Source organism: Pseudomonas sp. FBCC-B1565 (genome assembly GCF_059133265.1).
In genome coordinates, this window is the sequence record NZ_CP101438.1 from 5212126 (window position 1) to 5224285 (window position 12160).

Below are 12160 nucleotides of genomic sequence, written 5' to 3' on the forward strand. Positions count from 1 at the left end.
CTCAGCGACACACCCACCAACGCCCCATATCCAGATGGAAATGGTTGCGGTGCGCGGCGTTGTAGTCAGGGCTGAGCACTACATTGAAATCATCACAGGCGCTATCGCGAACCTGACGCAGAAACCGTGCCTTATCGCCCTCCCCAGGCCAGTCCTTGAGCACGCTGATACTGCGCCCATCCGCCAGGCGAAAACCGGCAATGTCCAGCGCGTTGGCTGACGCATGCTGGCTGAGTCGCCCTTCGGCACGGTTATAGATATTGCGACAGGCAAAGCTGCCCAGGTGATCGACCCGCGTCACTGCCTGGCCGAATACCGCCTGGGCCGCCGGTTGCAAGCTGTGCCGCTCAAACAGGGCGAACGCCACCGCCAGTGGGCAACTGGCGAGAAAGCTACTGCTCAGCCCAACCGCAGAACCCTGTACGCGCAAGGTATTGCGCAAGGGGCAAGCGCCATCTGCCGGCGAGTCCGCCTGATGACTGACGCGCAGGCCCGAGGTTTGCAGCACCCGGTCGCACAGTGCCGGGTCACCCTGTAGACGGCCCAGCTTGTAGCGAGTCAAGAAGTTGGGGTTGGCGCGTACGTCCAGCGGTGCCCACGGGTTCCAATCGGCCGGTAGTGGCACCCATCCACGCCAGACACCCACGGCAACGGCACCCGCCAGGATCAGCAGCAGGCCCAGCACTTTGAAAAAACGCACCGCTTAGCCCTTGAAGAATTGGTTGGCCTGGCTGAACGGCATCTTGCGCTCGGTGAAGGTAAACGTGCCCAACTCATACACCTCCTGCGCGGCGCGGTAGAACTCGCCGTAGGCCGCCAACGCCAGCGCCGAGCCGACGCTGATCCGCCGCACGCCCATCTCGCTCAACTGCGCGACACTCAGGTTCAAGCCACCGGACATCAACACATTCACCGGTTTGGGCGCCACCGCCTTGACCACCGCCAGCACTTCCTCGGCACTGCGCAGGGCCGGGGCATACAGTACGTCGGCCCCGGCTTCGGCGTAGGCTTGCAGGCGGCGGATGGTGTCGGGCAAATCCAGGCGGCCATGCAGGAGGTTTTCCGCACGGGCCGTCAGGGTGAAGGGAAATGGCAGACTGCGGGCGGCGGCGACGGCGGCTTCCACGCGCTCGACGGACAGGTCAAAGGGATAGATCGGGTCGGCGGCAATGCCCGTGGCGTCCTCGATGGAGCCGCCGACAATGCCGACTTGCGCAGCACGCAGGATGGTCTGGGCACAGCCTTCAGGTGTGTCGCTGAAGCCGTTTTCCAGGTCGGCAGCCACCGGCAACGCGGTAGCCTTGGCGATCATGCCGGCATTGACCAACGTGTCGTCCAGGGACAACGCGCCTTCCGCATCCGGGCGCCCAAGGCTGAACGCGTAACCCGCACTGGTGGTGGCCAGTGCTTCAAAACCCAGGCTGGCCAACATTACAGCGGAGCCTACGTCCCATGGATTGGGCATCACGAACGCACGGTCGCGCTCATGCAAGGCTTGGAAGGTTTCGGCGCGAAGGGTTTGGGCATCCATGTCGGGCTCCTGGCGGAAAAAGGAGCCCTAGAGTAACCCCAGTTGCTCCACGGCGGGAGCGCGATCCAACACCTGCAAGGGCGGCAGGCCTGGCAGGCGTGCCATCAGTTGATCGTGGAAACGCAGGGCCAGTTGCGCGGCGAGGCGGTTATCCGAGGTGTGCAGGAACACGTAGGGGGTGCGCCCTTCTTCGACCCAGCCAGCGACTTTTTCCACCCATGGCTTCAGGAACGGATCGTTGGCCTCCAGTTCGGGATGGCCGATAAAGCGCACCTGGGGAAACTGCGTCAGCGCCGCCGGACGGGGTGGCACCTTGGGCTTTTTAGATTGGGCGTGCAGCACGGCGGCCGAGGTGGACGTGCAACTGAACAGCGCGCGCGGATCCAGGCAGATGCGCTCCACGCCGCGGTCACGCAACAAACGGTTAAGCATGCGCTCGGCATCCCCCTTGGCGAAGAATTCCAGGTGGCGCACTTCCACCGCCATCGGCCGCTCCAGGCCATCGATGAAACCTGCCAACTCCCCCAGGCGCTGCGGGGTGAACGACGCCGGCAGTTGCAACCACAGTGGCGATACCCGTTCACCCAACGGACTCATCAGGCCCACGAAGCTTTCCGCTGCCGGTAGCTGCTCGGTCAGGTTACCGCTGTGGCTGATGTCACCGGGAAATTTGGCCGTGAAGCGGAAGTCGTCGGGCATGATTTCGGCCCAGCGCTGCACGGTGGCGGCTGAGGGGCGGGCATAAAACGTGGTGTTGCCTTCGACGGCGTTGAAGACCTGGGAATAGAGCGCGAGGTAGTCGCTGGAACGGGCATCGGCGGGATACAGGTATTCACGCCAGGCGTTTTCACTCCAGGACGGGCAACCGAGGTAGTAAGGCAGACGCATCAGATGTGGATGTCGAGGCCCAGCACTTCCATATCCCATTCGACAAAGCCGGCGGTGGTCAGGTAGCTGGCCAGGGCGGTAGCGACGCTTTTGCTCATGGAGCGCGGGAAGACCATGTCTTGCTGACGAGCGGGAAGACCGCTGATACGCGCTTGGGCGCTGGCCTGTGCATCGGCTTGGACTTCGATGAAGTCCGGCGAGTCCTCGACGGACTCATCCACCGTGACGTTCGCCTTACGCGGCTTGCGCTTGATTGGGTAAGACTGTGAGGAAAAGCCATCAATACGCATGGGCGCGAACTCGCTATCGGTAATGGCATCTTGGCATCACTGTCCGTAGTGTGCAAATGCTCTGGTGATAACTAGAACACATAATTTGAAAAAGGTTTAAAACCGGGGACAAATTCTGACGATTGGTGAATTTAGCCTCAAATTGCCATCATTTTTGGCGTCAAATAATCCCGCGCTCTGCCTTGGTCTGCGCCACTTTATCGCGCAGATAGACTGGCGCCGCCTGGTCCGCCGGGATGGCCTCGCCACGCTCGAACTCAAAACGTGCCAATGTCAGCAAGTCCTCGGCGTGAGGCAACATCGTCGCGTCCTGGCCCACCAGCGGCACAGCGATGCGCTCGCCATACCCCCAGCCGGTGCCAGCACCAAACCAATCGCCGCTGGCGTCGGCAGGCAATTGCGATGACTCCGGCGGCTGCACGGCTTCCACACCGACCAGACGCATCTCGCCCGCCGTTTCGCGGTAGCAACCCCAATACACTTCATCCATGCGCGCATCGATAGCGGCCGCCACCTGCCGGACGCCATGTTCACGCAAGGCGCGCTGGGCCAGCACGGCCAGGTTGGACACCGGCAACACCGGACGCTCCAGCGCAAACGCCAGGCCCTGCACCACGCCGATGGCGATACGTACCCCCGTGAATGCACCCGGGCCGCGGCCGAAGGCGATGGCATCGACCGCAGCCAGCGTGGTGCCGGCGTCTTCCAACAGTTGCTTGATCATCGGCAACAGCTTCTGCGCATGCAGGCGCGGGATCACCTCGTAGTGGCTCGTTACCTTGCCATCGTGCAGCAAGGCAACGGAGCAAGCTTCAGTCGCGGTGTCCAGGGCCAGCAGGGTGCTCATCGGTGTAGGTGTCCAAGTCGAAAAAAAGTGCGCCAGTATAAACAACAACGGCCCGCAAGCGGGCCGTTATCCGTGAAGCCGGTCGCGGGATCAGCTCAGTGCTTGCAGCACTTTGGCGGTGATCGCTTCAACCGAGCCGACGCCAGGAATGTGGCTGTACTTCGGCTTGCCCTGGGCGGCGGACAGCTTCTGATAGAAGTCCACCAGCGGCTTGGTCTGGGAGTGGTAGACCGACAGGCGATGACGCACGGTTTCTTCGGTGTCGTCCTTGCGCTGCACCAGGTCTTCACCGGTGACGTCGTCCTTGCCTTCAACCTTCGGCGGGTTGTAGACGGTGTGGTACACGCGGCCCGAGGCTTCGTGGACGCGACGACCGGCAATACGCTGGACGATTTCTTCGTCTTCAACCGCGATTTCGACCACGGCATCCAGCTCGACGCCCGCCTTCACCAGGGCTTCAGCCTGGGGAATGGTGCGCGGGAAGCCGTCGAACAGGAAACCGTTCTTGCAGTCTTCCTGGCTGATGCGTTCCTTGACCAGGTTGATGATCAAGTCATCGGAAACCAGGCCACCGCTGTCCATCACGCTCTTGGCGATCAGGCCCAGCTCGGTGCCGGCCTTGACGGCCGCACGCAGCATGTCGCCGGTGGAGATTTGTGGAATGCCGAATTTTTCAGTGATGAACTTTGCCTGAGTACCTTTACCGGCCCCGGGAGCTCCCAGCAGAATGACGCGCATTGATGTGCTCCTCAATTTTTTATAGAGATGACGCTCGGATTCGCCGCGGCGGGCCAATCGCGTAAAAATAGAATTCGGGCCGCCCAAACGGCCAAAGGCTGATCAAGATACACAGCAGGCCTTAAGCACACAAGCCGCCAAAAGTCGCAGGAACCCGTGCTGCCTATACGTCATAGGTAGGGTGCGCCTGGGTGCAACCTGGCCGCACAATCGGCGGCCGCCCGTTTCAGGGCGGCCGCCGTGGTTTATCTGCAAGCCGTTGAGAACACGCAAAAAACCTTAGCCGGTGTTACGCAAACCGGCGGCAATACCGGCCACGGAGACCAGCAGCGCCTGTTCCAGAGGGCTGTCCTGTGCCGCTTCCTGCTGGCGCGAGCGCGCCAGCAACTCGGCCTGCAACAGGTGCAGCGGGTCGAGGTAGGTATTGCGCAGGCGGATGAACTCCAGGGTGTCCGGGCTATGGGCCAGCAGCTGCGACTGGCCAGTCAGGCCAAGCACCACCTTGCAGGCCTGCGACAATAGGTCGCGCAAATGCGCACCCAGTGGCAACAGGTCCGGCTGCACCAGACGCTCGTCATACAGGCGGGCGATATCGGCATCGGCCTTGGCCAGCACCATTTCCAGCATGTCGATGCGGGTGCGGAAGAACGGCCACTGCTCACGCATCTGCCCCAGCAAGTCGCCTTCGCCACGTTCCAGGGCCTTGCTCAGCGCCGCTTCCCAACCCAGCCAGGCGGGCAGCATGAGGCGGGTCTGGGTCCAGCCGAAGATCCACGGAATCGCACGCAGGCTTTCAATCCCGCCCGCTCGGCGCTTGGCCGGGCGGCTGCCCAACGGCAAGCGGCCCAATTCCTGCTCCGGCGTGGATTGGCGGAAATACTCGACGAACTGCGGATTCTCGCGCACCACGGCGCGATAAGCGCTGACCCCGTCTGCCGCCAATTCGTCCATCAAATGGCGCCAGGCCGGTTCAGGCGGCGGCGGTGGCAACAGGGTCGCCTCCAACACAGCGGCCAGGTAAAGGTTGAGGTTCTGCTCGGCAATATCCGGCAGGCCGAACTTGAAGCGGATCATCTCGCCCTGTTCGGTGGTACGGAAGCGTCCCGCCACCGACCCCGGTGGCTGCGACAGGATCGCCGCGTGGGCCGGGCCGCCGCCACGGCCAACGGTGCCACCACGGCCGTGGAACAACAGCAGTTCCACTTGCTGTTCACGGCAGATATCCACCAGGCGTTCCTGCGCCCGGTACTGCGCCCAGGCAGCGGCGGTGGTGCCGGCGTCCTTGGCCGAGTCCGAGTAGCCGATCATCACTTCCTGCGGGCCTTGCAGCCGCGCGCGGTAACCCGGCAGCAGCAACAGTTGCTCGATCACCGGGCCTGCGTTATCCAGGTCGGCCAGGGTTTCAAACAGCGGCACCACACGCATCGGCCGTTGCACGCCCGACTCTTTAAGCAGCAGTTGCACTGCCAGCACATCCGACGCAGCGCCGGCCATGGAGATGACATACGAGCCCAACGACGCAGCGGGGGCGGCGGCGACTTCCTTGCAGGTGTTAAGCACTTCGGCGGTATCCGCCGACGGTTTGAAATAACCCGGCAGTAACGGTCGACGGTTGGCCAGCTCCTTCATCAGGAAGCTGATGCGCATCTCTTCGTTCCAGTCTTCGTAACGACCCAGACCGAGATAATCGGTGATTTCGGTCATGGCCGCGCAATGGCGGCTGGAATCCTGGCGCACATCCAACCGCACCAGGAACAGGCCGAAAGTCACCGCCCGCCGCAGGCAATCGAGCAACGGCCCATCGGCGATCACGCCCATGCCGCATTCGTGCAGCGACTGGTAGCACAACTCCAGCGGTTCGAGCAGATCGCGGTTGTTCTGCAACACCTCGGCAGGTGCCGGCGTGCTACAGCTCAACGCCGTATGCGCCCATTGGCGCGTGGCACGCAGGCGTTCACGCAATTGCTTGAGCAAGGCGCGATAGGGTTCGACGCTATCGCCGACCTTGGCCTGCAACGCCGGGCTGGCGCGCTGCATCGACAGCTCGGAGGCCAGGTGATCGATATCGCGCAGGTACAGATCGGCAGCCATCCAGCGCGCCAGCAGCAAGACTTCGCGGGTGACCGGTGCAGTGACATTCGGGTTGCCGTCACGGTCGCCGCCCATCCACGACGCAAAGCGGATCGGCGCCGCCTCCAGCGGCAAGCGCAGGCCGGTGGCAGCGTGCAGGGCCTGGTCGGCCTTGCGCAGGTAATTGGGAATCGCGTGCCACAGCGAATGCTCGATGACCGCAAAGCCCCACTTGGCTTCGTCTACCGGCGTGGGCCGGGTGCGGCGGATTTCTTCGGTGTGCCAGGCCTCGGCGATCAAGCGTTGCAGGCGTTGGCGGATCTGCTCGCGCTCGGCCGTGGTGAGGTCGCGATGATCCTGCAGCGCCAGTTGGGCGGCGATGGCGTCGTACTTCTGGATCAGGGTGCGGCGCGCCACTTCGGTGGGGTGGGCGGTGAGGACCAGCTCAATCTCCAGGCGCCCCAATTGCCGGGCCAGGGATTCGTTGCTGTGGCCTTCGGCTTGCAGCCGCGCCAGCAACTCAGGCAAAACACGGGACTCGAAGGGTGCCGGTTGCGACTCATCGCGTCGATGAATCAGCTGATACTGTTCGGCAATGTTGGCCAGGTTAAGGAACTGGTTGAAAGCACGGGCCACCGGCAGCAGTTCATCTTCCTGCAACTGGTTGAGGCTGGTGCTCAGTTCATCGCCTGCGCCACGGCGGTCGGCCTTGGCGCCCTTGCGGATCTGCTCGATCTTGTCGAGGAAATCGTCGCCATACTGCTCTCGAATAGTGTTGCCCAACAGCTCACCCAGCAGGTGAACATCCTCACGCAAGCGTGCATCGATATCACTCATCAGCCAATCTCCAGCCAGAAATCCGGGACGCGCAGGTTTGCCAGAGTGCCGCCAGCGCTCATTTATGACAAGACTTTAAACCTTGTGAGTTGCAGCTAGTCTCAACACTAAGTCGCCGCGTTTATCCACGCGGACGGCGGGTCACTCATCACCGCCTGCTATCGCGGGCTTTATTGAGGTTGCCATGAAAATCCGAGAACTGGCCCAGCACTGGGAAGAGAATGCCAAGGGTCGCCTGACCAAGACCGAGTACGCCATCCATCTGGATGTGGAAGCTGCGGCACGCCTGGCAGCGATCGCCGAGATGTACCCCAAGCGCAGCACCGAAGAACTGCTCGGCGAACTGATCGGCGCCGCACTGGAAGAGCTGGAAGCCAGCTTTCCATACATCAAGGGGCAGCAGGTGATCGCCACCGATGAAGAGGGCGACCCGCTCTATGAAGATGTCGGCCCTACTCCGCGCTTTCTGACGCTGTCGCGTCGCTATCTGCATGACTTATCAGCGAGTGGCGACAAACCGAAACACTGAAACCCTAGCGCAAACCCCTTGTATTCCGGGCTCTTTACGAGCCCGGCGTACCGCTGCGCAACGCAGAAGTTCCAAGTTTTTTCGCTGACCAAACAGTCAGATATTTTTTTAGGCAAATCGCCATCTTCTCTGAACTTTTGAAAAAAGCCTCCGGTCACAGCCAGTAAGCCATCACTTGGAACGGCCGTTTTAAAGGGCAATTTGTGCATCAGTGCCAAGCCCCCAGCCGCAGACCAGTGACATGGATTTTGATGTTTTTCAGGAGTTATCCAATGGAGTTGAAGACGATGAAGACCAGCACTGCCAAATCCTCGTTTAACCACCTGCGCGGGCTCAAATTGGCCGCGCTGGCAATCGGCACCAGCTTCGTTCTGGCGGGCTGCGCCGGCAACCCTCCGACCGAGCAGTACGCCGTGACCCAATCTGCGGTGAACAGCGCTGTCAGCGCCGGCGGCACCGAGTACGCAGCGGTAGAAATGAAGTCGGCTCAGGACAAGCTCAAGCAAGCCGAGATTGCCATGCACGACAAGAACTACGACGAAGCCCGTCGCCTGGCCGAACAAGCCGAGTGGGACGCTCGTGTCGCTGAGCGTAAATCCCAGGCCGCTAAGGCCGAACAGGCTGTGAAGGACTCCCAGAAAGCTGTTCAGGAGCTGCGTCAGGAAGGCATGCGCCCGGCTGCTATCCAGCAGAAATAAGCCGCCGCCCCTGATTGCATTGCACCCGATATCGAATTGAAAGGACGACACGACTATGCGTAAACAATTGATGATCCCTGCCCTGCTGGCGATGAGCGTTGCCCTGGCGGCCTGCTCCACCCCGCCTAACGCGAACCTGGAAAACGCACGGACCAACTTCTCGTCCCTGCAGACCAACCCGCAGGCCACCAAGCTCGCGGCGCTGGAAACCAAAGACGCCAGCGATTGGCTGGACAAGGCTGACAAGGCATACCGCGACAAGGAAGATCAGAAGAAGGTCGACCAACTGGCCTACCTGACCAACCAGCGCGTTGAAGTAGCCAAAGACACCATCGTGCTGCGCGAATCCGAAGCCAAGCTGAAAAACGCCGGTGACGAACGCGCCCGCGCCCTGCTCGACGCCCGTGATGCGCAGATCAAGCAACTGCAGGACAGCTTGAACGCCAAGCAGACTGATCGCGGCACCCTGGTGACCTTCGGTGACGTGCTGTTTGCCACCAACAAGTCCGACCTGAAATCCAGCGGCCTGGTGAACATCACCAAGCTGGCGCAGTTCCTGCGCGATAACCCGGACCGTAAGGTGATCGTCGAAGGCTACACCGACAGCACCGGTTCCGATTCGTACAACCAGAGCCTGTCCGAGCGTCGTGCAGCCTCCGTACAACGTGCACTGGCACAACAGGGCGTGGATATCTCGCGCATCGTGACCCAGGGCTATGGCAAGGAATACCCGGTTGCCGATAACGGTAGCGTATCTGGTCGTGCCATGAACCGTCGCGTCGAAGTAACCATCTCCAATGACAACCAGCCGGTCAAGCCACGGTCGTCCGTCGCTAACTGATTGTTTGGATAGAAAAAACCCACCAGAAACGGTGGGTTTTTTTTACACTTAGAATTTGATTGGACACTTGTCGCTCTCGAAACCTGCATAGCCAGGTTTCTCTTGGTACTGCTCCCCCTGCTCCTTTTGCGCGGTATCGTCGACGCCTCCACGGAGCGCTTCAACGAGCTCCTGCATCCTGGACATCTCCAACCACCTGTCTATCGCACTTATCTCACCCAACTTGACCATGACACTCCCCTGGCTGGCGGTTCGCAAATCTCACCATGAACGCTGACACGCCAATGAGTGGTCTGTTACGCAAAACGGTTCCAGATATTTCAGGCGCGGTACATCCGGCTTACTGCTGGAGTTGTGGTGTTTCCTGCCCCATGCATCGCACGGCCTGCTTCTTGTTATTCACCAGCACACCGCTCAGGCCTTTCTGCTCAGTGTCGAACATCACCAGTACACCATCCACGCATTGCGCCACTTGGGCGGCTGGCGTCAGGGAGATCTTGTAGTCCTCGCCGGGCACGGTCTTGAGCATGGTGAAGTCGCTGAGCAACAACGCATCTTCCGGCTTGGCGAAGTGCAGGTAGCCGTAGTACCACAGGCAACCGACAGTACCGATGATGGTGCCGATACCGGTGAGGATCAGCGGGATCATGTTGCGTTCTTCGCTCATTGCGGGCTCTCTGATGAGTCAACGTTAGGAATCGGGTAATTCGGGATTTCGCCCAGGCGGCGCAGTCCATTGAAGTGCTGAGGGTCATCCAGGTAACGCAGCATCACGGTTTGCCAGGTCTTGTCGGCAAAGGTCTGCACATGGCCGCCTCGGGTCAGCTGTAACACCCTGGGTGGCGGTGCGGCCTGGTACAGGCGGATCCCGTTGGTCACCGGCACGATCGGGTCATCCAGGCTGTGGAACAGCAGCTTGGGTACACCTGTCAGCTGGGGCATGGCATGGATGGCACTGTCGGCGTCCGGGACCAGCCAGGACAACGGCACCTGAAACGGCCATGTTAACCAGGAGGTGCTCAGGGCGAATTGTCCTACGTCACGATAACTGGCGGGCACGCCGTCCAGCACCAGCGCCTTGAGCCGCGATTGGCGCTCCGGGTGGGCGGCCAGGTAGTGCACCGCCAATGCGCCGCCCAGGCTCTGACCCAGCACTATCAACGGCTGGCCCTGGGTTTCGGGGGCCTTGTCGATCCATTGGAACGCCGCGTCCACATCCTGATAGATCGCCGGTAATGACGGCTTCCCCTCCGACAAGCCATAACCGCGATAGTCCACCAACAGCACTTGGTAGCCCTGCTCGGGCAACCACCAGCTGCCGCCCAGATGCCAGGCCAGGTTGCCGCCGTTGCCATGCAGGTGCAGCACCGTCCCCTTGAGTGGCACGCCGGGTTTGGCCGGTAGCCACCAGGCGTTGAGCTTTACACCGTCGGCAGTGGTGAGGGTGACGTCACGGTATTGAAGATGAGCTTTTTCCGGCGTGAACGGCAGGCCGGGCTCGGGGTAGAACAGCAGGGAACTGCAGCCGTTCAATGTGAGTAGCAGGCACAGAATGCCGAGGATTCTCATCCGTTGAAGCCTCGCGAATAGCACGGTTTAAAGGATATTGGAGTAATCCGCCTCGATCCGATCCAGGCTCAGGTGGTTGAGGAAGTTGGAGAAGCACATCCAGGCCGCCAGCGCGTTCATGTCGCGGAATTGCTCTGGCAGGTACTTGGGCGGCACCACCAGGCCTTCATCGACCAGTTGGCGCAGGGTGCGCATGTCTTCCAGGGTGGTCTTGCCGCAGAACAGCAGCGGCACTTGTTCCAGCTTGCCTTTGCGCACGGCCAGCTGGATGTAGTTGTAGACCATGATAAAGCCTTTGAGGTAGGACAGGTCCTTGGTGAACGGCAGACCGGTCGGCACCGAACCACGGAAAACACGACTGGCGTTGCCGTAGCTTTCAGCCATCTCGAAGCCTTGCTCGCGAAAGAACTCGAACACCTGCAGGAAGTCGGCGCCCTCTTCCACCATATGAATGGCACGGGTGCGGTTGGTCAGCTTGCGCAGGCGACTCGGGTAGGAGGCGAAGGTGATGATCTCCATCAAAATCGCCAGGCCTTCCTGGGTCACGGTGGACGAGGGCGGCCCCTTGGACAGGAAGGTGCAGATCGGCTGGTTCTGGCCATTGAGGGTAGTGCCCACATGCACCAGGCCTTCATGCACTTCCAGGGCGCGCACGTCGCGGTCGTTGAACATCGCGTCGGCGCGGATCTTGATGTAGTCGGCGCCCGCTGCGGCGTCAGCGACAATACCGTCGGACTCGAACACGCGGATGGTCTCTTCGGCCTCGCCGAACACCTTGTTCAGGCGGGTTTGCAGCAGGGCGACGGCGTCCTTGGCGGTGAGGGTCTTGGCCTCGTCCTTCAAGTCGCCTCGGCCGTCTATATTGTTCAGGTAATCGGACAGCATCAGCCCCAAGTCAGCCAGGGTCGGGTCGCCGGCGTGAAACGCATCGGAGGCAGCGCCGTACAATTCCTGGGAGATCAGGCCGAAATCCTCGGTACCACGCGCTTCGAGCATACGCACCACCATGCGGTACTCCTTGCACATGCGGCGCATGATCTGCCCCACCGGGCTGAACTGGCCGAGGCGACGGGTGATGTCGCGCTCGATGTTCTGGAACTCCAGCTTCACCGCGCTGGAGTCGAACGACAGCGGTCGATTGAGGTAATAGTCACGGCTCACCGCCGGCATTTCCTTGCCCTTGGCCTTGAGGAACCCCTGGCGAATATTCTCGTCCCACTTCACGGCGTCGAGGACGCGAATCGGTGTTTGCGCCAGCACAATGCGATCAGACAAGGTGCGTATCGTCTGCTGGTAATCGTCCACCCGGTGCTTCCTCTTTA

Annotated in this window: 13 protein-coding genes; 3 read left to right on the forward strand and 10 right to left on the reverse strand. The window is 61.2% G+C overall.

The window, feature by feature from the left end:
• Position 1: 1 nt before the first annotated feature.
• From NL123_RS24135 to ppc, 7 genes are all read right to left on the reverse strand, one after another.
• Positions 2 to 700 (reverse strand): extensin-like domain-containing protein, encoded by a 699-nt coding sequence (locus tag NL123_RS24135; RefSeq protein WP_494356505.1) that lies wholly within the window; start codon positions 698 to 700, stop codon positions 2 to 4.
• Between the two features lie 3 nt (positions 701 to 703).
• On the reverse strand, positions 704 to 1531 hold the full coding sequence (locus tag NL123_RS24140) for an isocitrate lyase/PEP mutase family protein (RefSeq protein ID WP_494356506.1): 828 nt from the start codon (positions 1529 to 1531) through the stop codon (positions 704 to 706).
• A gap of 27 nt (positions 1532 to 1558) precedes the next feature.
• Positions 1559 to 2419, reverse strand: coding sequence for a DUF72 domain-containing protein (locus NL123_RS24145; protein ID WP_248486599.1), 861 nt, complete (start codon positions 2417 to 2419; stop codon positions 1559 to 1561).
• The gene (locus NL123_RS24150; protein WP_494356507.1) at positions 2419 to 2709 is read right to left on the reverse strand and encodes a hypothetical protein; all 291 of its coding nucleotides are present in this window, start codon (positions 2707 to 2709) and stop codon (positions 2419 to 2421) included. The genes NL123_RS24145 and NL123_RS24150 overlap by 1 nt, the downstream gene beginning before the upstream one ends.
• A 160-nt stretch (positions 2710 to 2869) precedes the next feature.
• Complete coding sequence (gene tsaB, locus NL123_RS24155) at positions 2870 to 3556, reverse strand: tRNA (adenosine(37)-N6)-threonylcarbamoyltransferase complex dimerization subunit type 1 TsaB (protein WP_494356508.1); 687 nt, start codon at positions 3554 to 3556, stop codon at positions 2870 to 2872.
• A gap of 90 nt (positions 3557 to 3646) precedes the next feature.
• Positions 3647 to 4294, reverse strand: a complete 648-nt coding sequence (gene adk, locus NL123_RS24160; protein ID WP_010212617.1) for an adenylate kinase — start codon at positions 4292 to 4294, stop codon at positions 3647 to 3649.
• Positions 4295 to 4573: 279 nt separating this feature from the next.
• On the reverse strand, positions 4574 to 7201 hold the full coding sequence (ppc, locus tag NL123_RS24165) for a phosphoenolpyruvate carboxylase (RefSeq protein WP_494356509.1): 2628 nt from the start codon (positions 7199 to 7201) through the stop codon (positions 4574 to 4576).
• 184 nt (positions 7202 to 7385) lie between these two features.
• Here ppc and NL123_RS24170 point away from each other — a divergent pair, with 184 nt between their 5' ends.
• The 3 genes from NL123_RS24170 to lptF all read left to right on the forward strand — a co-directional run bounded on the left by NL123_RS24170 (position 7386) and on the right by lptF (position 9269).
• Positions 7386 to 7730, forward strand: coding sequence for a hypothetical protein (locus NL123_RS24170; RefSeq protein WP_058425320.1), 345 nt, complete (start codon positions 7386 to 7388; stop codon positions 7728 to 7730).
• Positions 7731 to 8017: 287 nt separating this feature from the next.
• On the forward strand, positions 8018 to 8428 hold the full coding sequence (locus tag NL123_RS24175) for a DUF4398 domain-containing protein (protein ID WP_172832141.1): 411 nt from the start codon (positions 8018 to 8020) through the stop codon (positions 8426 to 8428).
• A gap of 55 nt (positions 8429 to 8483) precedes the next feature.
• Positions 8484 to 9269, forward strand: coding sequence for a lipotoxin F family OmpA-related lipoprotein LptF (gene lptF, locus NL123_RS24180; RefSeq protein WP_058425322.1), 786 nt, complete (start codon positions 8484 to 8486; stop codon positions 9267 to 9269).
• Between the two features lie 340 nt (positions 9270 to 9609).
• On the opposite strand, the gene NL123_RS24185 is transcribed toward lptF, so the two are convergent.
• Genes NL123_RS24185 through NL123_RS24195 form a run of 3 tightly spaced genes read right to left on the reverse strand, consistent with a single transcriptional unit; the run spans position 9610 to position 12143 of the window.
• Positions 9610 to 9936, reverse strand: coding sequence for a PA3694 family proteiin (locus NL123_RS24185; protein WP_003172217.1), 327 nt, complete (start codon positions 9934 to 9936; stop codon positions 9610 to 9612).
• Complete coding sequence (locus NL123_RS24190) at positions 9933 to 10838, reverse strand: alpha/beta hydrolase (RefSeq protein ID WP_248486595.1); 906 nt, start codon at positions 10836 to 10838, stop codon at positions 9933 to 9935. The genes NL123_RS24185 and NL123_RS24190 overlap by 4 nt, the downstream gene beginning before the upstream one ends.
• A 27-nt stretch (positions 10839 to 10865) precedes the next feature.
• Positions 10866 to 12143 carry a flavohemoglobin expression-modulating QEGLA motif protein gene (locus NL123_RS24195; RefSeq protein ID WP_010212629.1) on the reverse strand — a complete coding sequence of 426 codons (1278 nt, stop codon included), beginning with the start codon at positions 12141 to 12143 and terminating at the stop codon, positions 10866 to 10868.
• Between the last annotated feature and the right edge of the window lie 17 nt (positions 12144 to 12160).